This window comes from Catenisphaera adipataccumulans (genome assembly GCF_014202755.1).
Classification (GTDB): domain Bacteria; phylum Bacillota_I; class Bacilli_A; order Erysipelotrichales; family Erysipelotrichaceae; genus Catenisphaera; species Catenisphaera adipataccumulans.
In genome coordinates this window covers 276,732-301,527 of the sequence record NZ_JACHHK010000003.1, presented here as the reverse complement: position 1 = coordinate 301,527, position 24,796 = coordinate 276,732, and the positions used below count along the sequence as shown (strand labels likewise).

25 protein-coding genes are annotated in these 24,796 nt (G+C 49.7%); 24 read left to right on the top strand and 1 reads right to left on the bottom strand.

Annotated elements, in window-relative coordinates:
- The first annotated feature begins 26 nt into the window (after positions 1 to 26).
- The 12 genes from HNQ47_RS05540 to HNQ47_RS05485 all read left to right on the top strand — a co-directional run bounded on the left by HNQ47_RS05540 (position 27) and on the right by HNQ47_RS05485 (position 9,213).
- Positions 27 to 698: a TMEM164 family acyltransferase gene (locus HNQ47_RS05540; RefSeq protein ID WP_183328378.1), complete on the top strand. Its 672-nt coding sequence runs from the start codon at positions 27 to 29 to the stop codon at positions 696 to 698.
- 142 nt (positions 699 to 840) lie between these two features.
- On the top strand, positions 841 to 1,518 hold the full coding sequence (locus HNQ47_RS05535; RefSeq protein WP_183328376.1) for a F0F1 ATP synthase subunit A: 678 nt from the start codon (positions 841 to 843) through the stop codon (positions 1,516 to 1,518).
- 14 nt (positions 1,519 to 1,532) lie between these two features.
- A complete protein-coding gene (gene atpE, locus HNQ47_RS05530; RefSeq protein WP_183328374.1) occupies positions 1,533 to 1,757 on the top strand; it encodes an ATP synthase F0 subunit C in 225 nt (74 codons plus the stop codon).
- 11 nt (positions 1,758 to 1,768) lie between these two features.
- Positions 1,769 to 2,260, top strand: coding sequence for a F0F1 ATP synthase subunit B (locus HNQ47_RS05525; RefSeq protein ID WP_183328372.1), 492 nt, complete (start codon positions 1,769 to 1,771; stop codon positions 2,258 to 2,260).
- A gap of 12 nt (positions 2,261 to 2,272) precedes the next feature.
- Complete coding sequence (atpA, locus tag HNQ47_RS05520; RefSeq protein ID WP_183328370.1) at positions 2,273 to 4,024, top strand: F0F1 ATP synthase subunit alpha; 1,752 nt, start codon at positions 2,273 to 2,275, stop codon at positions 4,022 to 4,024.
- 1 nt (position 4,025) lies between these two features.
- Positions 4,026 to 4,961, top strand: coding sequence for an ATP synthase F1 subunit gamma (gene atpG, locus HNQ47_RS05515; RefSeq protein ID WP_183328369.1), 936 nt, complete (start codon positions 4,026 to 4,028; stop codon positions 4,959 to 4,961).
- The gene (gene atpD / locus HNQ47_RS05510; RefSeq protein ID WP_221248038.1) at positions 4,958 to 6,349 is read left to right on the top strand and encodes a F0F1 ATP synthase subunit beta; all 1,392 of its coding nucleotides are present in this window, start codon (positions 4,958 to 4,960) and stop codon (positions 6,347 to 6,349) included. The genes atpG and atpD overlap by 4 nt, the downstream gene beginning before the upstream one ends.
- A 2-nt stretch (positions 6,350 to 6,351) precedes the next feature.
- A complete protein-coding gene (locus tag HNQ47_RS05505) occupies positions 6,352 to 6,762 on the top strand; it encodes a FoF1 ATP synthase subunit delta/epsilon (protein WP_183328367.1) in 411 nt (136 codons plus the stop codon).
- Positions 6,763 to 6,847: 85 nt separating this feature from the next.
- Positions 6,848 to 7,459: a cytidylate kinase-like family protein gene (locus tag HNQ47_RS05500; protein ID WP_183328365.1), complete on the top strand. Its 612-nt coding sequence runs from the start codon at positions 6,848 to 6,850 to the stop codon at positions 7,457 to 7,459.
- Positions 7,460 to 7,515: 56 nt separating this feature from the next.
- Positions 7,516 to 8,007 (top strand): GNAT family N-acetyltransferase, encoded by a 492-nt coding sequence (locus tag HNQ47_RS05495; RefSeq protein WP_183328363.1) that lies wholly within the window; start codon positions 7,516 to 7,518, stop codon positions 8,005 to 8,007.
- Between the two features lie 41 nt (positions 8,008 to 8,048).
- Positions 8,049 to 8,882 carry a hypothetical protein gene (locus HNQ47_RS05490; RefSeq protein ID WP_183328361.1) on the top strand — a complete coding sequence of 278 codons (834 nt, stop codon included), beginning with the start codon at positions 8,049 to 8,051 and terminating at the stop codon, positions 8,880 to 8,882.
- The gene (locus HNQ47_RS05485) at positions 8,872 to 9,213 is read left to right on the top strand and encodes a cupin domain-containing protein (protein ID WP_183328359.1); all 342 of its coding nucleotides are present in this window, start codon (positions 8,872 to 8,874) and stop codon (positions 9,211 to 9,213) included. Before HNQ47_RS05490 ends, HNQ47_RS05485 begins: the two co-directional genes overlap by 11 nt.
- A 23-nt stretch (positions 9,214 to 9,236) precedes the next feature.
- Here HNQ47_RS05485 and HNQ47_RS05480 read toward each other — a convergent pair whose 3' ends face one another.
- On the bottom strand, positions 9,237 to 11,729 hold the full coding sequence (locus HNQ47_RS05480) for a translation factor GTPase family protein (protein ID WP_183328357.1): 2,493 nt from the start codon (positions 11,727 to 11,729) through the stop codon (positions 9,237 to 9,239).
- Between the two features lie 58 nt (positions 11,730 to 11,787).
- Here HNQ47_RS05480 and HNQ47_RS05475 point away from each other — a divergent pair, with 58 nt between their 5' ends.
- The 12 genes from HNQ47_RS05475 (at position 11,788) to HNQ47_RS05420 (ending at position 24,767) form a co-directional block, all read left to right on the top strand.
- Entirely contained in the window at positions 11,788 to 13,569 is a 1,782-nt protein-coding gene (locus HNQ47_RS05475; protein ID WP_183328355.1) for an ABC transporter ATP-binding protein, read from the top strand.
- Positions 13,566 to 15,344, top strand: a complete 1,779-nt coding sequence (locus HNQ47_RS05470; protein WP_183328353.1) for an ABC transporter ATP-binding protein — start codon at positions 13,566 to 13,568, stop codon at positions 15,342 to 15,344. The genes HNQ47_RS05475 and HNQ47_RS05470 overlap by 4 nt, the downstream gene beginning before the upstream one ends.
- Positions 15,341 to 16,192 carry a DUF445 domain-containing protein gene (locus HNQ47_RS05465; protein WP_183328351.1) on the top strand — a complete coding sequence of 284 codons (852 nt, stop codon included), beginning with the start codon at positions 15,341 to 15,343 and terminating at the stop codon, positions 16,190 to 16,192. Before HNQ47_RS05470 ends, HNQ47_RS05465 begins: the two co-directional genes overlap by 4 nt.
- Positions 16,189 to 16,455, top strand: coding sequence for a rhodanese-like domain-containing protein (locus tag HNQ47_RS05460; protein ID WP_183328349.1), 267 nt, complete (start codon positions 16,189 to 16,191; stop codon positions 16,453 to 16,455). The genes HNQ47_RS05465 and HNQ47_RS05460 overlap by 4 nt, the downstream gene beginning before the upstream one ends.
- Before the next feature lie 55 nt (positions 16,456 to 16,510).
- Positions 16,511 to 17,074, top strand: coding sequence for a GNAT family N-acetyltransferase (locus HNQ47_RS05455; protein ID WP_183328347.1), 564 nt, complete (start codon positions 16,511 to 16,513; stop codon positions 17,072 to 17,074).
- Between the two features lie 113 nt (positions 17,075 to 17,187).
- A complete protein-coding gene (locus tag HNQ47_RS05450; protein WP_183328345.1) occupies positions 17,188 to 18,498 on the top strand; it encodes a 4-alpha-glucanotransferase in 1,311 nt (436 codons plus the stop codon).
- Positions 18,499 to 18,551: 53 nt separating this feature from the next.
- Positions 18,552 to 18,962, top strand: a complete 411-nt coding sequence (locus HNQ47_RS05445) for a universal stress protein (RefSeq protein ID WP_183328343.1) — start codon at positions 18,552 to 18,554, stop codon at positions 18,960 to 18,962.
- Positions 18,963 to 19,001: 39 nt separating this feature from the next.
- The gene (locus HNQ47_RS05440) at positions 19,002 to 19,601 is read left to right on the top strand and encodes an NUDIX hydrolase (protein WP_183328341.1); all 600 of its coding nucleotides are present in this window, start codon (positions 19,002 to 19,004) and stop codon (positions 19,599 to 19,601) included.
- A complete protein-coding gene (locus tag HNQ47_RS05435; protein ID WP_183328339.1) occupies positions 19,598 to 20,284 on the top strand; it encodes a lysoplasmalogenase family protein in 687 nt (228 codons plus the stop codon). The genes HNQ47_RS05440 and HNQ47_RS05435 overlap by 4 nt, the downstream gene beginning before the upstream one ends.
- A gap of 9 nt (positions 20,285 to 20,293) precedes the next feature.
- Positions 20,294 to 22,099: a YgiQ family radical SAM protein gene (locus HNQ47_RS05430; protein ID WP_183328337.1), complete on the top strand. Its 1,806-nt coding sequence runs from the start codon at positions 20,294 to 20,296 to the stop codon at positions 22,097 to 22,099.
- Positions 22,100 to 22,220: 121 nt separating this feature from the next.
- Positions 22,221 to 23,831 carry a phosphoenolpyruvate carboxykinase (ATP) gene (pckA, locus tag HNQ47_RS05425; RefSeq protein ID WP_183328335.1) on the top strand — a complete coding sequence of 537 codons (1,611 nt, stop codon included), beginning with the start codon at positions 22,221 to 22,223 and terminating at the stop codon, positions 23,829 to 23,831.
- A gap of 111 nt (positions 23,832 to 23,942) precedes the next feature.
- Positions 23,943 to 24,767 carry an HAD hydrolase family protein gene (locus tag HNQ47_RS05420; protein ID WP_183328333.1) on the top strand — a complete coding sequence of 275 codons (825 nt, stop codon included), beginning with the start codon at positions 23,943 to 23,945 and terminating at the stop codon, positions 24,765 to 24,767.
- The last annotated feature ends 29 nt before the right edge of the window (positions 24,768 to 24,796 follow it).

The following is a 24,796-nucleotide window of genomic DNA, read 5'->3' as shown; positions in this document are numbered from 1 at the left end:
TTGGTATGCAAAGGAAGGATGTTGGTATGCAAAGGAAGGATGTACGTTTCTTACAAATTTGCGGATTGATCATGATCGGTTTCGAGATTTGGAAACAGTTGTTTTTAACATACATCAGCGGTCATTATTCATGGTGGCACTTTCCGTTTCAAATGTGCAGTCTGCCGATGTATTTTATGGCGGCCATGCCCTGGCTCAATGAAAAGCATCGAAGCATCATCCTGCGGTATATGATGACCTACGGGATGGTCAGCGGATGCGCCGGTCTGCTGGGGGGGACAGGGCTGCATTATACTGCGTGGCAGCTGATTGCGCACACGTATTCGTGGCATATTTTCCAGATTTATCTGGGCTGGCGCTGCGGCCATATCTGGATGCAGACGATCCGGCCGTCGCAGGATTTCACCAAGGCCACCTGGGTCTATCTGACGTGCTGCCTGATTGCCGGTGTGCTGAATGCGATCATTTATCCATATCATGGCATCAATTTGTTTAATATGAATCCGGCCATCAATATGGATCTGCCGGTCTATCACCTGCTTGTGCCGGTGTTCGGCAACCGGATCGCGATCTTCGTGTATTTGTTTTCATGCATCTGGTTTTCCAACTGGACGAAAAACGTTTGGACGGCTTCCAGTAACTGGTATCTCAGCCGTCAGCGGCAGCAGAATCGGGAAACGAAACTGGATCATAGCTGATCCGGCTTTTTTTATGATAAAAATAGCTTGAAATGTAGATAAAAAAAGAATATATTACATAAGAAAAGACAATGGTGCCGGGGAAAGAAAGGAAACTTTTTTTGGCGCTTTTTTGTTTTTTTATTGGAAAGGAAGTGGGGATGTGGAAGAGTTTGTTCAAGACCTGGTCAGTCAATTAAATGTCGAGACGGTATTTACGATTTTTCATTTTAAAATATTTGAATCCGTCGTCGTGACATGGATCATCATGTTGATCATGGTTTTGATTGCGGCATGGCTTGGACATGGTTTATCTGTACAGCATCCGAGTCGTCGTCAGGCGGCGGCAGAAGTGATCGTAACGAAATTGGACGCACTGACGGAAGGCATGTTGGGGGCAAAAGGAAAACAGTACAGCGGATATATTGCTACGGTGCTGCTGTTTCTCGGCTTTGCCAATTTGATCGGGATCATCGGCCTCAAACCGCCGACGAAAGATATCAATGTTACGGCCGGTCTGGCCATCATGAGCATCGTATTGATCGAGGCTGCCGGTGTGCATGCGCGCGGTGTCAAAGGCTGGCTGAAGAGTTTTGCACAGCCGATCGCCATCGTTACACCGATCAATATTCTGGAAGTGTTCATTCGGCCGCTGTCATTATGTATGCGATTGTTCGGAAACGTGTTGGGAGCCTTTGTCATCATGGAAATGATCAAGCTGGTCTGCCCGGCGATTATCCCTGCAATCTTCAGTTTATATTTTGATATATTCGACGGCTTGATTCAAGCGTACGTATTTGTATTTTTGACATCGTTGTATATTGCAGATGCAACGGAATAGAGGAGGAAATGTATATGAGTTCAACAGCATTGGGTGTAGGTATTGCCGCACTGGCTTGTGTTGGCGCCGGTATTGGTATCGGTATTGCGACCAGCTCCGCAGTGAAGGCGATCGCGCAGCAGCCGGAAGCTGACGGCAAGATCATGAGAAACTTATTATTGGGTAGTGCATTGGCGGAAGCAACCGCCATTTATGGATTCGTTCTGGGTCTTCTGATTATCTTTATTTTAGGTAAATAGAGGACAGATTAATGGATACAGTAAATGTAGATCTGCTGCATTTTGATGTCTTCAATCTGATCTGCACGATCATCAACCTGCTGGTCTTATATTGGTTGATGATGAAGTTCCTGTTTAAACCCATACGGAAAGTCATTGCCCAAAGGAACGCAGAAATCGACGCTACTTATCAAGATATCAAAACAAAAACGGAAGAAGCTCAATCGAAAAACAAAGAAGCGGACGCCCGTTTGGCCGAAATTGAACAAAACCGCAAAGAAGCCGTGCGGAAGGCAAAACGTGAGGCGAACGAAGTTTACGATTCCATCATCGCGGATGCGAAGAAGCAGTCGGATGAAATTCTGGAAGAAGCTCGTCATGATACGAAGCTGGTGATCATGGAGGAAAAACAGAAAGCGAAGGAAGAAATCAGCACGATGATCGAAGATGCTTCGTTGAAGATTTCCAACGAAAAAAGCGATCAAGAATTATACGATAAATTCCTGAAAGAAATGGATGAATAGGAAGGTGAGACGATGAGTGAAACATCGAACAGTCTGCGCGCCGTTCTCCGGTGCGTTACTCGTCCTACCGAGGAACAGGAAGAACAACTGAAGCAATTTGTTCAAAAAAAATACCATACGCAGGATGTTGATCTGGATGTCGAAATCGATTCATCCGTGAAGGGCGGTTTCATTCTGACCGTCGGCAGTGATGAATTCGACTGGAGCATCCGCGGCCGTCAGGAACAGCTGGTCGATGCGATCGATCAGGCCAAAGCGGATGCGATCAAAGCCGAAGAAGACGGCAGTCTGGTCTCTATCCTGAAAGAAGCCATCGACCGGTTTCATGCTGAAGCGAAACACAATGAAGTCGGCGAGGTGGAAGAAGTCGGCGACGGCATTGCGTTGATCCGCGGCTTGGATCATGTGATGTACGGCGAAGTCGTGGTCTTTGAAAACGGCACCAAAGGCATGGTGCAGAATATTGGCGAAGATGAGATCGGTGTGATCTTATTTGATACCGAAGGCACCATCGGCGAAGGGACCCGTGTTTCCGGTACCGGTAAGAAAGCCGGCATGCCGGTCGGTGAAGAATTCCTGGGCCGGGTCGTGGATGCGTTAGGCAACCCGATCGATGCCCGCGGGGATATACATGCCGACGGGTACCGTCCGATCGAAGAACCGGCGCCAAGCATCATTGCCCGCAAGCCGGTGGCCGAACCGCTGGCAACCGGTATCCTGGCCATTGATTCAATGTTCCCGATCGGCCGCGGTCAGCGTGAGCTGATCATCGGTGACCGTCAGACCGGCAAAACAAGTATTGCCATTGATACTATTTTGAACCAGAAGGATCAAAACTGTATTTGTATCTATGTTTCGATCGCACAGAAGGCAAGTACCGTAGCGAATATTGTCAATGTCTTACGGGCAGCCGGTGCGCTGGATTATACGATCGTTGTCAATTCTACAGCTGCCGATCCGGCTTCGCTGCAGTATATCGCGCCGTATTCGGCCACATCGCTGGCGGAATATTTCATGCGCCAAGGCAAAGATGTCTTGATCGTTTACGATGATTTAAGCAAGCATGCGGTGGCTTATCGAACGCTGTCGCTGCTGCTGGGCCGCAGTCCGGGCCGGGAAGCTTATCCGGGCGATGTCTTCTATTTACATTCGCGTTTATTGGAGCGCAGCAGCCGTCTGGTCGGCGGCGGATCGATCACAGCTCTGCCGATCATTGAAACCCAGGACGGTGATGTCAGCGCCTATATTCCGACCAACGTAATTTCCATTACCGACGGTCAGATCTTTTTGGAAAGTGACTTGTTTTTTGAAGGACAGCGGCCGGCCGTCAATGTCGGCTTGTCGGTTTCCCGTGTCGGCGGTGCTGCTCAGACCAAAGCGATGAAGACCGCCTCCGGTTCCTTGCGGATCGATCTGGCCCGTTATCGTGAAATGAAAGAATTTACGCAGTTTTCATCCGATCTGGATGAGTCGACGGAAAAACTGCTGTCACATGGTGCGGTATTGATGGAACTGCTGAAACAGCCGCAGAATCATCCCGTATCGCAGGTTGATGAAGTATTGATGTTGATCTTGGCCAACCATCCTTCACTGGAGGAACTGCCGGTCAAGGAAGTCCGTCCGTATATGATGAAGATGGTCGCATGGTTCCATGAGGAACACGAAGATCTGCTGGATCAATACCGGCGGACCGGACGTCTGGAACCAGAATTGAAAGAAGAAATTTTACAGACGGCAGACGGCTTTAAGGAGAGCCAAGCGTAAGATGGCTGCCTTGCGGGAAATCAGGGATCGCATCAACAGTATCAAAAGTACGATGAAGATCACGAATGCGATGTACATGATTTCATCCACAAAAATCAATAAGGCCAAGAAATCACTGGCGGACAACCGTCCGTATTTCGATGCCAGTCAGACCGTCTTAAGCAAAGTTCTTCAAAACCTGCCGGATGAATTTGAACACCCGTATCTGGATGACCGTGAATTTACCGATGCCAGTCATGCCCGCCGTGCGATCATTTGTGTGACCGCGGATAAAGGCTTGGCCGGTTCGTATAACCACAATGTCATCAAGATGACGGAAACGATCATGCAGGGCTGCGAGGATCCGCGCCTGTACGTGGCCGGTGAAGTCGGCCGTCAGTATTTCATGCATCGTCATGTCAATATTGATGAGCATTTCCAATATACTGCTCAGGATCCAAGTATTCCGCGCGCCCGCCATATTGCAGGCCGGATGCTGGATCTGTTTGAAAATGGGGAAGTCGATGAGGTATATCTGGTGTACACGGCTATGAAAGCCGGTACCGTTTATACATCAGACGTCATGCAGCTGCTGCCGCTGTACCGGCTGAATAAAGAAGTCGTCATTGCGCAGCAAGAAAAAGGGAAATACGAAGAAAATTTCACGCTTGAGCCAAGCCCGCACGATCTGTTGGATATTGCCGTGCCGGATTTCTTATCCGGTTATATCTTCAGTGCCCTGGTCCAGTCCTATTGTTCCGAGCACTATGCCAGGATGCAGGCAATGGATGCGGCAAATAAAAACGGCCAGGAATTGATCGCGCAGCTTTCGCTGCAGTACAACCGTGTCCGCCAGGCGAAGATCACGCAGGAGATCACGGAAGTCGCTGCGGGCGAAAAAGCTCGTAAGCAGCAACTGGCAAAAAAGAAAAAGAAAGAAAGGAGCCTCGCGGAATGATACAAGTCGGAAGAATCACTCAAGTTATGGGGCCGGTCGTCGATGTGCGGTTTGACGAAAAACCGCTGCCGTACATTAAAACGGCACTTCAGGTCGACAACCACGGCAAGAAAGCCGTCATGGAAGTTGTCGAACATGTCGGCAACGATACCGTACGCTGCATTATGCTTTCGGCCAGCGAAGGTTTACAAAAAGATATGCCGGTCTTGTCCAAAGGCATCGGTATCGAGGTGCCGGTCGGTGAACAAAACCTGGGCCGTTTGTTTAATGTATTAGGAGATACGATCGACGGCAAAGATCCGATCACAGATGCTGAAGAGTGGGAGATCCACCGCAAGCCGCCGGTTTTTGCCGATCAGTCGCCGGTACGGGAAATGTTAGAGACCGGTATCAAAGTCATCGACCTGATGGCGCCTTATGCCAAAGGCGGAAAAGTCGGCCTGTTCGGCGGTGCCGGTGTCGGTAAAACGGTGCTGATCCAGGAACTGATCCGCAACATTTCCGCAGAACACGACGGCTATTCGATTTTTACCGGTGTCGGCGAACGAAGCCGGGAAGGAAATGATTTATGGAGCGAAATGACCGAATCCGGTGTCATAAACAATACCGCACTGGTTTTCGGTCAGATGAATGAAAGCCCGGGCGCCCGGATGCGGGTCGCAGAAACGGGCCTGACAATGGCGGAATATTTCCGTGATCAGGAACATAAAGATGTGCTGCTGTTCTTCGATAACATCTTCCGTTTTGTGCAGGCAGGCAGTGAGGTATCCTCTCTGCTGGGCCGGATGCCTTCGGCAGTCGGTTATCAGCCGACCCTGGCCAATGAAATGGGCCAGCTGCAGGAACGGATCGCCTCGACCAAGAATGGTTCGATCACCTCGGTACAGGCAGTCTATGTGCCGGCCGATGACTTGACCGACCCGGCGCCGGCAACCACTTTCGAGCACTTGGATGCGACCACGGTGCTGTCGCGGAAGATCGTCGAGCAGGGCATTTATCCGGCAGTCGATCCGCTGGAGTCCAATTCCCGGATCCTGGATCCGAACATCGTCGGCGAAGAACACTATGAGACCGCACAGAAAGTGCTGCAGTATCTGCAGAAATACAAAGAGCTGCAGGATATCATCGCTATCTTAGGTATGGATGAGCTGTCTGAAGAGGATCAGAAGATCGTTGCCCGGGCGCGCCGGATCCGTAACTTTATGGCGCAGCCGTTCCATGTCGCTGAACAATTTACCGGTATTCCGGGAACGTATGTACCGGTGGATGAAACGGTCAAGGGATTTGCGGCAATCTTGAACGGTGAAATGGATGAATATCCGGAGACGGCATTCTTCAATGTCGGCACGATCGATGATGTCCTGAAGAAAGCGAAGACCGAAGCATGACCATGAAACCATTTGATTTGAAGGTCCTGGCCAGCGATCATGTCTTTTACGATGATCAAGCCGTCTGTCTGACCGTACAGACACCCAATGGCAGCACACAGTATCTGGCCGACCATGCGGCCGTGATCAGTGCCGTATTGCCTGGGGAGCTGCGGATCCGGAAACCGGATGATTCGGAACTGGAAGTTGTCTGCGGGCTGGGTACGGTCATGTTTTCAGAGAACAGTGCCAAAGTGACCGTAGATACCTGTGAGACGCAGGAGCAGCTGGACCGCCGCCGGGCGCGGGAAGCGTATGACCGGGCGCGGGAACGTCTGCGTCAGAAACAGTCGATCGAGGAATACAAACTTTCGCAGGCAGCGATGGCCAGAGCACTGGCCCGGCTGCAGTTTAAAGGCAAAGATATTCATTGATGAAATACCGCTGTAAAATCGGCGGTATTTTTTTCTATAATTGTGTTACAATGCTTGTATTAATATTACGTGTTACGGAGGTCTTATGAATCGGATCATTACCATTAGCCGCGAGTTAGGCAGCGGCGGCCGCGAACTGGGCAAACGCCTGGCGGAAGCACTGGATATTGCGTACTACGATAAGGAAATCGTGGAAGCATTGGCACAAAAGAGCGGACTGGCGGAAGAATATCTGGAGGGGATTTCCGAAAAGCGGATCTCTTTCTATTACCCGATCACTTACTCAAATTCATTTTCTCTGGAGCCGATCCGTTATCAAAACAACATCATGGCGCAGCAGAATGAAATCATCAAAGAACTGGCAGAGAAATCCGATTGTGTGATCGTCGGCCGGGCTGCCGATGTCATTCTTGCGGATTACCACCCACTGCGGATTTTTGTGTATGCCGAAATGGCGGCGCGCATCGAACGCTGCCGCAGGCGCGATCACGGGCATGAACGAACGGATTGGGAATACAAGAAATTCATCAAAGCCACTGACCGCAATCGCTCACATTACCGTGACTTGATCGGCGATCGGGAATGGGGCAATCCACTGACGTGTGATTTGATGGTCAACACGACCAATATTTCCATTAAATCGATCATCCCCGGCTTGGTGGCCTACCAAGAAGGGTATTTTCAGTCGTTAAAATGATCCGAAAGGATCATTTTTTTTGTTCAATAATTTTTAATTTTGTGTACAATAAAAGTATGAACATCAGACATGCGACAGAAAGAGACATATGGCAGCTGGCTCAAATTGAATCACGTTGTTTTCCGGAAGCGGAAGCAGCCAGCGCTGCTGAGATCGCTCATCGGGTGCAGTACTATGGCAATCATTTTTGGCTGGCGGCGGAAAAACAGGGCATTGTCAGTTTTGCGGACGGTTTCGTGACCGACTATCTGAATTTGACGGATGCGATGTATGAACATGCCGAAATGCATAATGAAAAAGGCCACTGGCAAATGATCTTCGGCGTCAACACGCTGCCGGAATACCGGAATCAAGGCTATGCGACAGCGGTCCTGAATGCGGTCATCGAAGACTGCCGGAAGCAGCATCGGTCCGGCATTGTTTTGACATGCAAAGAGCATATGATCCCGTACTATGCACGTTTTGGATTTATCGATGAAGGAGTCACCGATTTATCGATGCACGGCGGTGCCGTATGGTATCAGATGCGCAGGGCTCTTGATTATTAGGGCTGTGGAAAGAACCGCGCAGAATATGGTATGATTATAGTATGATAAAAATCGTACAAGGGTATCTGATCCTGACGTGTCTGGCAATCATCGGTGCGATTGCGCTGATGGTGACAACACAAACATGGGTCCGTAACATTGTTTTTATTTATTGGGCCCTGTTTGCGGTTGTTACGGTCATCGAAGTCGCACATAAGTTTACGTATCGTTTTTTGAACGAGCGCAAAGCAATTGCCGGGCTGCGTTACCGTCAGAACCGAAGAGTGTTATATGCCGTACTGCGGGTCTTCGGTGAACCGATCCTGGCCATTTTATTTTTGTATATCGGGCTGCATCACCATTATATCTGGGTCGCCGCGATCGGCTGCGAATATACCGCGATGTGTATCTGCCGGCTGGCCTTGCTCAGGCTGCGCCGCGGCAGCCATGACCGTCAGCGGGCGGCCGCTATCCGGATCGGCTGGAATCTGCTGATCCTTGCGCTGGCAATGTATGGAGTGATCTTATATTCAGCGTTCCAGCTGCGGGCTTATTTATATTATCAAGCCATGATCATGGCAGTTTTTGTTTTTACGCTGATCCAGTTGTTCGATTTGTGGCTGCGCAGCCAGATGAGACCTCTGCGCCGGGACTGGCTGCATCAAACGATGAACACCGTTGATTTATATGAGCTTTGTGCTTCATTTTTCTTTGTCATTACCGGTATCGTCGATGCGTTGGGGATCGATGCCGCGGCAGCTATGCCGATCGACATCATTGCCGCAACGGTCATCATGATGCTGATGGTGGTCCTGATGCGGCAGATGATCCGCAGAGGACAGATGGATATCGACCGTCAGGTCGAAGCAGAAAGGAAACAAGCAGATGATTCGTAAAGAGAGAAAAGAAATTAAAAAGAACTTGAAAGGCGGCCCCGGCGAACTGACGTTCTATCACATTTTGGAAACAGAAGAGCTGTACGGCCACGGTACGATGTATGCGCGCGTAGTGATGCCGCCTAAAGCCGGCATCGGCGTTCACACTCATGTTCACAATACCGAACCGTATTACATCTTATCGGGGCACGGTGATTTTACGGATGCCGACGGCACGGTGCATAAAGTCGGCCCGGGCGACTGCTGCATCATTGAACCGGGACAGAGCCACGGCTTATCCAATCCATATGATGAGGATCTTGTGTTCATGGCATTGATCTATAACGAATAAACGATCGGATGAATATCCGATCGTTATTTTATATACGCTTTGGCCTGTTCACTGACCCGCAGTGCCTGGTGTTCCAGTTCCCGGCTGGACATGCGTCGGGCTCCCTGCGCCAGGATCGAGTTTTGGATCAAGCCGTCGGAACTGGCCACGATCACGTTGTATTCCTTCTGCAGATCGCCGACGATTTTTTCGATATAACTGTCGGCTGTCTGGCCATGGCGGGTATAAACGATGGTCGTATTTTCCAAGGTCTGATCGTGCGGCTGGCTGCCCGGCACCCGATAGGCATCAAATACAAGGATCATCCGGTAATTATGAAAGGCCTGATAATCCACCAATACCTGGATCAGACGGTCTCTGGCGGCATCATAATCTTTGCGGGCCAGTTCTCTCAAGCTGTCCCAGGAAAAAATCTGATTGTAGCCGTCGACCACGATACAGGTCGGTTTGACGGTTTGTGAACGGATCGGCTGGGCCTCCAGATCGATTTTTTTCTTTGGCCGGCGGTCTATCTTTTTTTCACTGCGGTTACGGCCGGAGACCTGGCTGAATACGCGTTTGGCTTCTTCTTCGCTGATCGTATAACGCACGGCATGATAAGAACCGGACGATGTTGAATGGTCCCATTGCAGGTGCATGTAATTCTCGACTTCATCATACGGTACAGAAAACGAGGATCCATGGGTACAGAACACCGAACCAGTTGGATGACGGCGGTCGCTTTCCGGATCATATTCCGCCGCTTGGATCAATGCTTCGGCATCCGGACTTTCTTCGTAACCGGCCAGGGTGCAGGTAAATGTGCCTTGGCCTTTGGTGATGGCAGTCAGACGCATTTGATAATTGGCCAGCTGACGGACCGGACCGGTGCCGGTAATGATCATTTGGCTGTCGCTTTGGGCAACGTCCACCTGTGCGCCGCGTTGATCCAGATCATAGAGCACATTGCTTAATACGGCATTCGGCACAGTGATCGTAAACTGATAGTACGGCTCAAGCAGAATATTCTGTGCTTTCATCAATCCCTGCCGTACCGCACGGCTTGTTGCCTGCCGGAAATCGCCGCCGGAGGTATGCTTGACATTGGCCTTGCCGCCAAGCAGCGTGAATTTCACATCGGTCAGCGCACTGCCGGTCAGTACACCAATTTGTGTGCGTTCCGTTAACTGGCGTACAATTGCGCTTTGCCAATTGTATGCCAGGTGTTCCATCGGGCAGCGGTTGTCCACCTTGATGCCGGCTCCGCGCGGCAGCGGCTCGATCTTCAGCAGCACCTCGGCATAATGACGCAGCGGCTCGAAATGACCGACGCCGTATACAGGCTCGGCAATGGTTTCTTTCAGCACGACTTTACCGGCTTGAAAACCAACGGTCACCCCGCATTGATCGGCGATCGTTTTCTGCAGCACCTGCATCTGCATCTCACCCATGATGCGGACCGAAATCTGATGGCGGCGTTCATCGTATTCGATCTGCAGCTGGGGATCTTCTCTGGCGATCGGTTCGAGCACGTTCATCATCTGCAGCGGATCGACCGTTTCCGGAAGCATCATTTGGTAGCTCATGTACGCCTGCAGAACCGGGGCCTCGCTGTCCGGTTCACTGCCTAATCCTTGTCCTGGATAGGTATCTTTTAAACCTTTTAATGCACAGATCATCCCTGCCTGTACTGCTTCGACGGCGGTATAGGAAGTGCCATGATACAGCCGGATCTGATCGACTTTCTGTTCATCGATCGTTTCTTTGACTTTCAGGGTGCCGCCGGTCATCTTGATATGAGTCAGCGGATGGCCTTGTTCATCCTCGGTCACCAGAAATACTTTGGCTCCAAATGTTTCTTTGGCCGCCGGCGGTTCAGTGTAACGGACGGCCAGGTCGATCAGTTCTTTGATGCCTTCGCGTTTTAAGGCACTGCCGAAACAAACCGGAAACAATTCCCGGCTGCGGATAGCTTGACGGATGGACGGTTCATCAATGGTCCCGTTTTCAACGAATGCCTCCAACATTTCATCGTTGATGGTGGCACAGTTTTCCCATGTGTCTTCCTGATTCCAGTGAATGCAGTTTTCGCTGCATTCTTTCTGCAGATCGGCCATCAGCTGGGCGGGTGTTTGATAGGAAATGTCCATTTTATTGACGAACACATAGGTTGGAATGTGGTAGTGCTGCAGACAGTCCCAGATCGTACGGGTATGGCTTTGGACGCCGTCCTGTCCGTTGATGATCAGAATGGCCGCATCCAGTACTTGAAGCGTACGTTCCATTTCACTGGAGAAATCAATATGACCCGGGGTATCGATCAGGCAGACTTCGGCATCGTGCCAGGTAAAGCGGGCTTCTTTGGCGTAGATCGTGATGCCGCGGCTGCGCTCTTGTTCATTGTAGTCTAAAAAGGCGTCCTGATGATCCACCCGGCCGAAATGACGAATGGCCCCGGCTTCGTATAATATACTTTCAATGGTGGTCGTTTTCCCTGCATCCACATGGGCGACCAGACCGATCGTGATTTGTTTCATACGAATAGAATATCATAATTATAGAATCTGCGGATCATTTTGTGATATGGTATAAGCTATGGATAAACAAAATGAACGAATCAAAAATCGACATTTGATGATCCGTTTTCTGTCTGGCTCAAAGCGCTTTTTTATTGCCGGTATGATCTGTGCCTGCTTCGTGGCTTTTTTCGATCTGATCAATCCAAAAATTATACAGTATTTTGTCGATGCGCTGGTCGGCACACCAGCATCGGCCTCTTCCGGGCTGATGCGGTATATCCGCAGCCTGTCCGTTGCGAAAAACTATTCTGCCATGGCTGCTTTGGTAGTCGTGATGGCAATGGCGGCCGCAGCCTTTCGTTATGCGTTTCAGTATCTGAATGCCAAGGGGGCCGAAGCACTGACCCGGCGGATGCGCGATCTGCTGTTTGAACACCTGACCCGGACAACTGCCGCCTGGCGTTCTGCGCATCGCAGCGGCGATTTGCTGCAGCGTTGTACTTCGGATGTGGAAACGATCAAAGTGTTTGTTTCGGAGCAGATGACGAAGTTGTTCCAGATATTACTGATGATCGCTTTCTCGTTGTATTTTATGATTTCCATTCATCCGGTGCTGGCGCTGATCGCCGCAGCCTATATTCCGGTGATGGTCGGCGGTTCAATTTATTTTCACCGTCGGATCGGCGAGTCATTTGAGACTGTCGACCGGGAGGAAGGCAAATTATCAGCCATTGTCCAGGAGAACCTGACCGGTGTTCGGGTGGTGCGGGCTTTCGGCAAAGAAGCGTATGAACAAGAGCGATTCAAAAAACAGAATCATGGTTATACCAATCTGTGGGTCCATTTGATGAAGATCATGGCATCCTTCTGGGTCTCGGGCAATGTGATCGCGACGCTGCGGGATCTGATCGTCATGAGTGCTGGTATCATTTTCTGCGTCAACGGATCACTGACTGCCGGTGAATTTACCGCATTCATTTCTTATAATGCCCTGCTGGCAATGCCGGTGCGCGGCTTGGGACGGATCATTGCAGAATTAAGCAAGGCCGGTATTTCTTTGGGCCGTCTGCGTGAGATCATGGAAGCGCCGACCGAACCAGAAACCGGCACTGCGAAACCGAATATGAACCAGACGATTTCTTTCAACCATGTATCATTTGCTTATCGGAAACAAATGGTACTGGAAGATGTGTCCATGGTGATCCCTGCCGGTGCGACGATCGGAATTTTCGGGGCGACCGGTTCGGGCAAGTCTACATTGGCCATGCTTCTGGATCGGTTCTATGAACCAGATCGAGGTACGATCACGATCGGCGGCACACCGTTGTCGGAGATTGAACGCAGCTGGCTGCGTGATCATGTCGGCATCGTCAGTCAGGAGCCCTATTTGTTTTCCGGCACGCTGAAAGACAATATCCTGCTGGCAGCTGATCAGACCAGTGCAATAGATCATGTGACAGCGATGGCTGGTCTGACACATACGGTGGAAACCTTTCCGCAAGGTTATGAAACTTATGTAGGTCAAAGGGGAATCACGCTGTCCGGCGGTCAGAAACAACGGACAGCCATTGCGCAGATGCTTATTCGTCGGACGCCGATCATGATTTTCGATGACTCTTTTTCGGCGCTGGATGCCGAAACGGATGAAGCCATCCGCAGACGTCTGCGTGCAGAACCACAAAGCGCGACCCGGATCTACATTTCGCATCGGGTGGCCACCTTGATGCATGCTGACCGGATCTATGTTTTGGATCATGGCCGGATCGTGGAGCAGGGAACGCATGAAGAATTGATCCGGCAAGGCGGTCTTTATGCGAAAAGTGCGGCGCTGCAGATGCGCGGGGAGGAGAAGCAATGAAAAAGATCCGTCATTTTTTGATTCCTTACCGGCGCACATTGATTCTGATGGTCGTGCTCGGAACCCTGAGCAGCGTAGCGGATTCGTTTTATCCGCTGTTTACCAGCTACGCGCTGGATCATTTTATTGCCGGACAGACGCTGGATACGATGCCGATGTTCATTGGTGCGTATATTGGCTTGATGATCCTGCAGGAACTGGACAATTATTATTGTTTGTTTCAATGCGGACGCATCGAGATGTGCCTGGACTGCGATCTGCGCGATACGGCTTTTCATCATCTGCAGACCTTGTCCTTTACGTATTTTAACCAGCACAATGTCGGATCGATCCATGCCCGGGTCATGAGCGATACGGGCAAGATCGGTGAAATGTTTGCGTGGCGTCTGATGGATCTGGTCTGGAACGTATCGTATGTTATCTGCGTATTTGCGGTCATGTTTACGATCCACCGGCAGCTGGCCTTCTTCGTGGCACTGATCATTCCGATCGCGGTCGTGATCATTTACAGCTTTCAAAAAAAGCTGACCGGCTATAACCGAAAGGTCCGTGAGATCAATGCGGAAATCACTGACCGGTTCAATGAAGGATTGTCGGGTATGCAAAGTATTCAGATCAACCATGTGGAACAAAAAATGTTTCGTCGGTTTCAGGATACGACCAGCCGGATGTATCAGACATCGATCAAAACGACGCATTATGCCGCGCTGCTGACCGCGGTCGTGACGATGATGTCCTCCTGTGCGCTGGCTATCGTCCTTCAGCAGGGTGGATATTTGACCGCTTCGGGAGCTTTGCGCATCGGTACGCTGGCGGTATTCATGTCCTATGCGATCGGCCTTCTTTCTCCGATCCAGAATATCATGGATACCATTGCGTCGTGGATCGGCATCCGCGTCAACATTGATCGTTTAAGTGAACTGCTGGCACAGCAGCCGGAAGTCAAAGATACGCCGGCTGTAATTGAAAAATACGGCACAGTTTTTGTCCAGAAACGTAACAACTGGGAACCTTTGAACGGCGATGTGTCCTTTGAAGATGTGACTTTCCGTTATCCGGACGGAACAGAAAATGTTCTGGAACATTTCTCGCTCCATGTGCCGCAGGGCAGCACCGTTGGCATTGTCGGGGAAACGGGTGCCGGAAAATCAACGTTGGTCAATCTGGTTTGCCGATTTTACGAACCGCAGCAGGGCCGTATCCTGATCGACGGCAGAGATGTCCGAAAGCGCAGTCAGTCGTGGCTGCATGCCCATATTGGTTATGTGCTGCAGACACCGCAGTTGTTTTCAGGAACGATCCGGGAGAACTTGAAGTATGGCAATGAACAGGCGGATGACCGCCAAATTGAAAAAGCACTGCACTTGATGGCGGCAGACGATATTGTCCGTCAGTTTCCGGAAGGTCTTGACCATGAGATCGGGGAAGGCGGCGACAGTCTGTCTACCGGTCAGAAACAGCTGCTGTCGCTTACCCGGGCGCTGCTGGCTGATCCGCAGATCCTGATCCTGGATGAAGCGACGGCTTCCATTGATACACTGACGGAACGGAAGATACAAAATGCGATCCGTACGGTTTCTGCCGGCCGGACGACGTTCGTGATCGCCCATCGATTATCGACCGTTACCGATGCGGACTGGATCATCGCGATCCGTGACGGCAAGATCGAGGAACAAGGCACACATGCTGAATTGATGAAACAAAATGGATATTATGCCGAGTTGGTTCGGCATCAAAACATGTCGGCGTCAGCCGAAAACGGAGGAATTGCATGAATTTACAAATGTGGACCGGACCGCTGATCGGTGCCTTGATTGGTTACTGCACCAATTATATTGCGGTCAAGATGTTGTTTTATCCGCGTCGGGAGATCCGGCTGTTTGGTTTCCGGCTGCCGTTTACGCCCGGGGCGGTGCCGAAAGGCAAAGCGCGGATCGCCAAAGCGGCTGGCGCGATCGTATCGGAACAATTGATGTCTGTTGAAGATGTGCGCAGTCAGCTCATTGACAGCCCATTGGAGAAATTGATCACCGATAAAATTCGACAGGCGCTGCAGCAGCCATTGAGCGACTGGATGCCGGCTGATACGCAGCCGTGGGAAAAGCTGATTGCCGGACGGATCGAACAGACCGTGAACGAAGCAGATATTCATGGTATGGTCCAGAAGAAAGCATCTAAGATGATCGCAGAAAAAACCAAAGGATCTTTTGTGGGCCGTCTGCTTTCGGATGGTTTCGGCGATTCGATGGCCGGCATGATGGCCGATGAAGTGGAAAAATTCGTTGCAGAAGAAGGTCCGGATTATATCGAACAGGCCGTTCATGATCAAGTTTCTGCTTTACGTCATCAGTCGCTGCACGAGCTGATGACCGACGGCGGCTTGGATGAAGACCGGATCAATGAACGGATCCATATGTATTATCGGCAGGCGGTCGATCGTTATCTGCCGACGGTATTGGAAACCTTTCATGTATCGGGTATGGTAGAAGAAAAGATCAACGTAATGAGTGTGAAACAAGTGGAGGATCTGGTGCTGATGGCCATGAACAAAGAGCTGACGTTGATCATCCGATTGGGCGCCTTGATCGGATTTGTGCTCGGCTGCATCAATTTGATCGTATGAAAAAGACAGATATTGAGGAATGGAAACAATCAGGCGGATTATTATTGGATGTCCGTTCAAGAGAAGAATACGAAACAGGCCATATTGAAGAAAGCCTGTCGGTGCCGCTTTCGGCGATCAAAAAGTTTCAGGCACCGCTGGATACCCCGCTGTATGTTTACTGTGCGACCGGATCGCGGGCAGGCCTTGCCTGCCGAATTTTAAAAGCAAAAGGATTCCGGTTTGTCAAAAACATCGGCGGGATCCGTGAAGGACTTGTATAACGTCTTTTCAATTGGATGGTTTTGTAGGATAATGAAAAAAATTGGAGGGAACGCAATGAAGATCAGAACAGCACGGGCGGCCGATGCGCCGCGGATCGCAGAAATTTATCGTCCGTATGTGGAGAAAACCGCTATCTCTTTTGAATATGAAGCACCGGATGCCGATGAGATGGCCCGCCGTATGGCAGCCGTATTGAAAAAATATCCGTATTTGATCGCTGAGAAAGAAGGCCGGGTGATCGGCTATGCGTATGCCGGACCGTTTGTCGGCCGGGAAGCATATGATTGGTCGGCAGAAATGTCGATTTATATTGATTGGAATGCCCGGCACGGTGGTATCGGCAAAGCCTTGTATAACGAAATGGAAAGCTTATTAAAGAAAATGGGCGTGATCAATATCAATGCGTGCATTGGTTATGTGGAAGAGGAAGATGAATATCTGAATCATAACAGTGTGGATTTCCATGCGCATCTCGGGTATCAGTGGGTCGGATTGTTCCACAAGTGCGGGTATAAATTCGGCCGCTGGTACGATATGGTGTGGATGGAAAAGATGCTTGGTCCGCATCCGGATGTACCGCAGAAATTGATCCCATACCCTGATCTGGAAAAAGACTGACCTGCAGAGCAGGCCTTTTCTTTTGCCTGAAAATGTAGGATAATGAAATATATATTTATAGCGGCCAGGATTCTCTGTTTTTTGGATCCGATACGCAGAAAGGGAGTTTTTACATGAGAGGAAGCGGAGTATTATTTCCGATATTTTCATTACCGTCCGCCTATGGGATCGGATGCTTTTCACAGGAAGCCTATGATTTTATTGATTTCCTGAAAAAAGCTGGCCAAACATATTGGGAGATCTTGCCGTTAGGGCCGACGGGATTCGGCGATTCGCCGTATCAACCGGTTTCTTCTTTTGCGGGCAACCCGTATTTTATTTCTCCGGACGGCTTGATCGAAGAAGGACTGCTGACCAAGGAAGAAGCAGAAGCCTATTCATTCGGTGACGATATTCATAAAATCGATTACGGCGCACTGTACAATTATCGCTATCCGATGCTCAAGCAGGCATTTGCGCGATTCAAACCGGATGCGGATTATCGGAAGTTTGTCAATAAAGAAGCATACTGGCTCAAAGATTATGCGCGGTTCATGACGCTGAAAAATCTGGAAGAAGGCAAGAGCTGGCAGGATTGGCCGGCGGCGTATAAGAAACGTACGCCGGCCGCCATGAAAAAAATTGAAACGGAATACAAAGAGCAAATTGATTTCTATTCGTTCCTGCAGTATATGTTTCAGAAACAATGGACAAAGCTGCGTGCTTATGCGAAGGAAAACGGCATCCGTATCATCGGGGATCTGCCGTTTTATATGGGATTGGACAGTGCCGATGTCTGGGCGCATCCGGAATCGTTTAAAATGAATGGTTTTTCGGATTATTACCAGATTCCGGCCGATGCCGAATCAGCCGAAGAAGGAAAATGGATGGCCGGTCCGCGCATGAAATTTTTTACCGAATTACAGGATACCTTGGGCGATGTACCGATGATCGCAGAAGATCTGGGTACCATCACGAAGACGAATGCCAAACTGCTGAAGGAGCCCGGACTGCCGGGCATGATGATCTTACAGTATGCGTTTACCGGCTGGAATGAAGACAGTTTCTATCTGCCGTATAAACATATTCGCAACTGCGTGGTCTATACGGGCAACCATGACAATCCGACGGCCGCAGAGTGGATCGAAACGATCAACGATCACGACCGGGATTATGTGCGGCGTTACATCCATTCAGAAAATACGAATACCGGTGGTTTTGTGTGGGATTTCATCCGCGAAGCGTACCGTTCGGTGGCGGATACGATCATTGTGCCGCTGCAGGATTATTTGGTCAAGGGCGAGGAAGCACGCATCAATCAGCCGGGAACTTCGCAGGGCAACTGGCAGTGGCGGCTGGAACCAAACTTTCTGTCGGATGAATTGGCGGACAGCATGTATCAATTAAGCAAGCTGTACGGTCGGCTGCCGGCAGTTGACGAATAATTCACTTAATTTTATAATTGATAAATAAGAAGTGATTCTTAAGGAGAACGTTTATGAAGAAGTTGATTTTACCGATTGACGGAACGAAACGTAGTTTACAGACAGCCACTTGGGTCATGAATACATATTCGACGGAAGAAGTAGAAATTGTGATCGTGATGGTGGCAGATTCGATGGATGAACTGCGTTATCAGCAGGAGTACAATTCGGCTGCGCAGTACATGATCACAACGTTGAAGCGAAACTGTGGTGTTTTGAAAGAAAAAGGATATCAGGTTTCGTTTGAAGCACTGTTTGGCGATCCGGGCAAAGAAATTTGTGATTACGCGAAAGAAAACAAAGCGGATATCATTGTGATGACAAAGTCGACAAAAGAGAACTGGTTCGATACGATCGGTTCGGTCACGACTTATGTCGTAAAATATGCGAAGTGTCCGGTTATGATCATTCCGGAAAACAAATAACAAAGTGCCCGAAAGGGCATTTTTTTTGGAGGACGACAAATGGCAAAAATATTTTCGATTCAAAAGAAAACAGATGAACATTTCGTCAATTTGTATGAATTTGACGGGATCAATACGAAAGGACATGAATCCCATTATATGGTGGCGACCCGTGCCCGGTCAAAAGAGCAGCTGAAAGCGGTCACCCACGATTATTCAGCCGCCGATGCGGTGGTCATCTACAGTATCTACAACGATCAGGTGGTACTGGTCAAACAATATCGATATCCGATCGACGGCGCAGTCTATGAATTTCCGGCCGGCTTGGTGGAAGAAGGCGAAACACTGCACGAAGCGGCGGTCCGGGAAATGAAAGAAGAAACGGGCTTAGAGCTGAAACTGCTGGATGTCGATCCGCTGTATGAGAAACCGCGTTTTACCAGCGTGGGCATGACCGACGAGACCAATGCGATGGTCTATGGCTATGCATCGGGAACAATTTCCGATGCATTTGCGGAACCAAGCGAAGAGATTGAGATCGTGCTGGCTGACCGACAGGAAGCACGCCGTATATTAGAAGAGGAAAACGTCGCTTTACAGACTGCGTATCCGTTATCCCGGTTTGTATCCGATGAAGCGCCGTTCGGGTTCGTTCAATGAGTGAAGAACGGATCTTTGCGCTGATCGTGTTCATTTTGATGAACGGATTTGTGGTGCAGCGCAATCGTCGGAAAATGGTTTCATCTTTACTGTGGAAGGCGTCGGCTTCCATGGGCTTTGTGCTTTCGGGCATCATGGCCACGTATGAAAAACCTTATTTATTTTCATTATTGATGTTGACGGGGCTGATCTTCGGACTGCTTGGGGACATCTGGCTTGGTTTGAAATGGTCGTACACGCATGATGACGATACGTATTTGTACGCCGGATTCATCGCGTTTTTGATCGGGCATGTTTTCTATTGTACAGCGATGGTCGTAGAACTGGGAATTGCGCCGGTCCTGCCGATCATATTGGCCATCATTGCCAGCTTTGCGGTCGTTTTCAGCGGTGACCGTCTGCAGATCCATTACGGCAAGTTCCGGCCGATCTCGGTTCTTTACGGCATTGCGTTGTTTTCGACGATGTTTATGGGATTATTCGGCGCGGGCGCTGCTCAATTGCAGGATCCGCAGATGAATCGGCTGTTTTTAGGCGGCCTGTTGTTCCTGGTTTCTGACTTGCTGCTCAGCCATATTTATTTTGGCAGACATAAAACGGGATTTGGGATGCTTTGGCTGAATCACTTTACGTATTATGCCGCTCAGCTATTGATGGTCTCTGCCATCTATATGAGCATATAAGGAGAAACGATGCCTTTTTTACCAGTAACATATGAAGAAATGAAGGCCCGCGGCTGGGATCAGGTGGATTTTGTCTATGTGAGCGGGGACGCCTATGTGGATCATTCCAGCTTCGGTGCTGCCATCATCACCCGCGTGCTGGAAGCACATGGCTACCGCATCGGTATGATCTGCCAGCCGGATTGGCGCGATCCGGCGAGCATCGATGTGTTCGGCGAACCGCGGCTGGCCTTCTTGGTTTCTTCCGGCAACATGGATTCCATGGTCAATCACTATACTGTTGCGAAAAAACGCCGCCGTCAGGATGCATACAGTCCGGGCGGCAAGATTGGTTATCGTCCGGACCGGGCAACGACCGTCTACTGCAACTTGATCCGCCGCACGTATAAGCATACGCCGCTGATCATCGGCGGTCTGGAAGCCAGCCTGCGCCGCTTGGGCCACTATGATTATTGGTCGGACTCGGTGCGCCGGTCGATCTTACTGGATGCGGGAGCCGATCTGATTTCCTACGGCATGGGGGAACACAGTATCGTTGAAATTGCAGATGCGCTGGACAGCGGCCTGGCCGTGCAGGACATCACGTTCATCAACGGCACCGTCTATAAGACACGCAAGGAAGATGAGATCTACGATGCGATCCGGCTGCCCGACTTTGAAGAAATTAAAAACAATAAAAAAATGTACGCGAAGAGCTTTGGCATTCAGTATGAAAATACGGATCCGTTCCAGGCAAAGCGGCTGTATGAGGCATATGACGGCAAGATGTTCGTGGTGCAGAATCCGCCGGCGATGCCGCTGACTGAAATAGAAATGGATGATGTTTACGATCTGCCATATATGCGGACTTACCATCCAATGTATGAAAAACAAGGCGGGATCCCCGCTTTGAAAGAAATCAAGTTTTCTTTGACTTCGAACCGGGGCTGCTTCGGCGGCTGCAGTTTCTGTGCCTTGACTTTTCATCAAGGCCGTATCGTGCAGGCCCGCAGTCATGCGTCGATCTTGAAAGAAGCAAAGCAGATGATCGCGGAACCGGATTTCAAAGGGTACATTCATGATGTCGGCGGACCGACCGCGCAATTCCGCAGACCGGCGTGTCAGAAACAACTGACGGCCGGGGCATGCAAAAACCGGCAGTGTCTGTTTCCAAAGCCATGTCCGAATTTGGAAGTTGACCATTCCGATTATGCCGCCTTGCTTGAAGAGCTTCGTCAGCTGCCAGGGGTCAAAAAAGTTTTTGTCCGTTCCGGTATCCGTTTTGACTACCTGTTGGCTGATCCAGATGATTCGTTTCTCCGGGATCTGTGCCGCTATCATGTCAGCGGCCAGCTGCGTGTCGCACCGGAACATATCAGCGACGCGGTCCTGCGGGAAATGGGCAAACCGCCGGTGCAGGTCTATGACCGCTTTGTGAAAAAATTTGAACAGATCAATAAAGAACTGAGCATGGACCAATACTTGGTGCCGTATTTGATGCCCAGTCATCCGGGCAGTACGCTGCAGGATGCCGTCGCGCTGGCCGAATATCTGCGGGATCATCACCTTTCACCGGAACAAGTGCAGGATTTTTATCCAACACCAGGAACGGTATCAACTTGTATGTATTACACCGGATACGATCCGGTGACCATGAAGAAAGTCTATGTGGCAAAAAATCCACATGAAAAAGCCATGCAGCGGGCGTTGATCCAATATCGTAATCCGCGCAATTATGATTTAGTTCATGAAGCCTTGATCAAAGCCGGACGCCGTGATTTGATCGGCAGCGGACCAAAATGTCTGATCCGGGAACGGAAAACACATCGTCATTGACGATGTGTTTTTGTTTCAGTCGGCTGAAACAAATTACAGGTTTCAACGTGACATTACAAACGGTTTCATATATAATGAAAAGTGGAATTTTATAGGCGCTTGCGCCTGCAGGAGGTTAAAAATGGGAACCATTGATTTGACAAAGTACGGAATTACCGGTACGGCCGAGATCGTTTACAACCCGTCGTATGAAACATTATTTGAAGAAGAAACCAAACCGGGACTGACCGGTTATGAAAAAGGTACTGTAACTGAACTGGGTGCGGTCGATGTCATGACCGGCATCTACACAGGCCGTTCTCCGAAGGATAAATTTATCGTGATGGATGAAAATTCAAAAGATACGGTCTGGTGGACTTCGGATGAATATCCGAACGACAACCATCCGGCATCAAAAGAAGCTTGGGAAGCAGTCAAGAAGATCGCACAGAAAGAATTGTCCAACAAACGTTTGTTTGTGGTCGATGCATTCTGCGGCGCAAACAAAGATACCCGCATGGCTGTCCGCTTTATCGTGGAAGTCGCATGGCAGGCACATTTCATCCGCAACATGTTCATCAAGCCGACTGAAGAAGAACTGAAGAACTTTGAGCCGGATTTCGTCTGCTACAACGCCTCCAAGGCAGTTGTAAAAAATTACAAAGAATTAGGACTGAACTCAGAAACAGCCGTTGTGTTCAATATCACCAGTCATGAGCAGGTCATCATCAATACGTGGTACGGCGGTGAAATGAAGAAAGGTATGTTCTCGATGATGAACTACTATCTGCCGTTAAAAGGTATTGCGGCGATGCACTGCTCGGCCAACACGGATATGGAAGGTAAAAATACAGCCATCTTCTTTGGTCTGTCCGGCACTGGTAAGACAACACTGTCGACCGATCCGAAGCGCCTGCTGATCGGTGATGATGAGCACGGCTGGGATGACAACGGCGTCTTCAACTTCGAAGGCGGATGCTACGCAAAAGTCATCAATCTGGATAAAGAATCTGAACCGGATATTTACAACGCGATCAAACGCAATGCACTGCTGGAAAACGTAACCGTTGACAAGGACGGCAAGATTGATTTTGCCGACAAGTCTGTGACTGAGAATACGCGTGTTTCCTATCCAATTGATCATATTGAAAAGATCGTAAAACCGATCTCGCACGGACCGGCTGCGAAGAATGTGATCTTCCTGTCCGCCGATGCCTTTGGTGTCCTGCCGCCGGTATCGATCCTGACACCGGAACAGACGAAGTATTACTTCTTAAGCGGATTCACCGCAAAATTAGCCGGTACAGAACGTGGAATCACGGAGCCGACCCCGACTTTCTCGGCTTGCTTCGGTCAGGCATTCCTGGAACTGCATCCGACCAAGTATGCGGAAGAATTGGTAAAACGCATGGAGCAGTCCGGCGCCAAAGCTTACTTAGTGAATACGGGCTGGAACGGCAGCGGCAAGCGTATCTCGATCAAAGATACCCGCGGTATCATCGATGCGATCCTGAACGGATCGGTCAATAAAGCGCCGACCAAGATGATCCCGTACTTCAACTTTGAAGTGCCGACAGAACTGCCGGGCGTTGACAGCGGCATCCTGGATCCGCGTGATACTTATGCGGATGCGGAAGAATGGAACAAGAAGGCAGAAGATCTGGCCGGACGTTTCATCAAGAACTTCAAAAAATACGAAAACAATGCCGCCGGCAAAGAACTGGTCAAAGCCGGACCGCATTTAGACGACTGATCAAAGAGCTGCAAAGCAGCTCTTTTTTAATGAAACAATGACACACAACAGCTGAAATTCGAATATCTTTGAATAGAAACAAATATGGTATACTTTTCTTGAGGTGAAAAAATGAATTTAAATACGGTAATATTGGATATTGATGGTTCGCTGATGCCGATCGGCGGCGGGATCCACGTTAAAGAAAGTGTAAAAAACGCTTTGATCGAAGTGGAGAAAAAAGGTTATACATTCATTATTAATTCGGCGCGGGAAAGCCAGGGCGTGCTGCCGCTGGCTCATCAGCTGGAAATGGAAAAATATGGCGGCTATGTGATTTCCTTCAGCGGCGCATTGGGCACGGATATGAAAACAGGTGAGCAGTTTCTTCAATATCCGATTCCGGATCAAAAAGCAGAACGGTTGTGGCAGATTGCTTTATCCTATGATTTTGTCCCATGCATCGGCACCGAAGAATTTATGATCGTGCGCGATTGGACAGAAGGCTACGGTATCGATTTCGGCAATGGCGGAACCGACTTTGTCGTAACACCGCGTTATCAAAAATTTATGACCGATACGGTCTGGAAAGGCTGCGTTTCGGGGGAACCGGAAGCATTGACAAAGGCTTTCCCAAATTTGAAAAAAGATCTGGCGGCCCTCGGCCTGGATGCGATCCAAAGTATTCCTTCGACGGTCGATGTCTTTCAGCACGGTGTCAGTAAGATGCGGGCATTGGATGAACTGTTTGAAAAAATTGGGATCGGATGGCAGAGTTGTACAGCGATCGGCGATACCGACGGCGATGCGGAGTGCATCCGCAAAGCGGCTTACGGCGTAACGCCGGCCAACGGCAGTGCCTTTTGTAAGGAAGCAGCAGATTTTGTGGTGCCTTCGGTGGATGAAGACGGCTGTCTGGTCTGGCTGAATCAGCTGATCGAAGGGAAGATTGATTGAAAGCCGCGGATATACGCGGTTTTTCTTTG

Bases quoted from the DNA above. Each gene is read 5' to 3' on its own strand.
- HNQ47_RS05540 (WP_183328378.1), top strand. From the start codon at position 27: ATGCAAAGGAAGGATGTACGTTTCTTACAAATTTGCGGATTGATCATG.
- atpE (WP_183328374.1), top strand. From the start codon at position 1,533: ATGAGTTCAACAGCATTGGGTGTAGGTATTGCCGCACTGGCTTGTGTT.
- HNQ47_RS05525 (WP_183328372.1), top strand. From the start codon at position 1,769: ATGGATACAGTAAATGTAGATCTGCTGCATTTTGATGTCTTCAATCTG.
- atpA (WP_183328370.1), top strand. From the start codon at position 2,273: ATGAGTGAAACATCGAACAGTCTGCGCGCCGTTCTCCGGTGCGTTACT.
- atpG (WP_183328369.1), top strand. From the start codon at position 4,026: ATGGCTGCCTTGCGGGAAATCAGGGATCGCATCAACAGTATCAAAAGT.
- atpD (WP_221248038.1), top strand. From the start codon at position 4,958: ATGATACAAGTCGGAAGAATCACTCAAGTTATGGGGCCGGTCGTCGAT.
- HNQ47_RS05505 (WP_183328367.1), top strand. From the start codon at position 6,352: ATGAAACCATTTGATTTGAAGGTCCTGGCCAGCGATCATGTCTTTTAC.
- HNQ47_RS05500 (WP_183328365.1), top strand. From the start codon at position 6,848: ATGAATCGGATCATTACCATTAGCCGCGAGTTAGGCAGCGGCGGCCGC.
- HNQ47_RS05495 (WP_183328363.1), top strand. From the start codon at position 7,516: ATGAACATCAGACATGCGACAGAAAGAGACATATGGCAGCTGGCTCAA.
- HNQ47_RS05490 (WP_183328361.1), top strand. From the start codon at position 8,049: ATGATAAAAATCGTACAAGGGTATCTGATCCTGACGTGTCTGGCAATC.
- HNQ47_RS05485 (WP_183328359.1), top strand. From the start codon at position 8,872: ATGATTCGTAAAGAGAGAAAAGAAATTAAAAAGAACTTGAAAGGCGGC.
- HNQ47_RS05480 (WP_183328357.1), bottom strand. From the start codon at position 11,729: ATGAAACAAATCACGATCGGTCTGGTCGCCCATGTGGATGCAGGGAAA.
- HNQ47_RS05475 (WP_183328355.1), top strand. From the start codon at position 11,788: ATGGATAAACAAAATGAACGAATCAAAAATCGACATTTGATGATCCGT.
- HNQ47_RS05470 (WP_183328353.1), top strand. From the start codon at position 13,566: ATGAAAAAGATCCGTCATTTTTTGATTCCTTACCGGCGCACATTGATT.
- HNQ47_RS05465 (WP_183328351.1), top strand. From the start codon at position 15,341: ATGAATTTACAAATGTGGACCGGACCGCTGATCGGTGCCTTGATTGGT.
- HNQ47_RS05460 (WP_183328349.1), top strand. From the start codon at position 16,189: ATGAAAAAGACAGATATTGAGGAATGGAAACAATCAGGCGGATTATTA.
- HNQ47_RS05455 (WP_183328347.1), top strand. From the start codon at position 16,511: ATGAAGATCAGAACAGCACGGGCGGCCGATGCGCCGCGGATCGCAGAA.
- HNQ47_RS05450 (WP_183328345.1), top strand. From the start codon at position 17,188: ATGAGAGGAAGCGGAGTATTATTTCCGATATTTTCATTACCGTCCGCC.
- HNQ47_RS05445 (WP_183328343.1), top strand. From the start codon at position 18,552: ATGAAGAAGTTGATTTTACCGATTGACGGAACGAAACGTAGTTTACAG.
- HNQ47_RS05440 (WP_183328341.1), top strand. From the start codon at position 19,002: ATGGCAAAAATATTTTCGATTCAAAAGAAAACAGATGAACATTTCGTC.
- HNQ47_RS05435 (WP_183328339.1), top strand. From the start codon at position 19,598: ATGAGTGAAGAACGGATCTTTGCGCTGATCGTGTTCATTTTGATGAAC.
- HNQ47_RS05430 (WP_183328337.1), top strand. From the start codon at position 20,294: ATGCCTTTTTTACCAGTAACATATGAAGAAATGAAGGCCCGCGGCTGG.
- pckA (WP_183328335.1), top strand. From the start codon at position 22,221: ATGGGAACCATTGATTTGACAAAGTACGGAATTACCGGTACGGCCGAG.
- HNQ47_RS05420 (WP_183328333.1), top strand. From the start codon at position 23,943: ATGAATTTAAATACGGTAATATTGGATATTGATGGTTCGCTGATGCCG.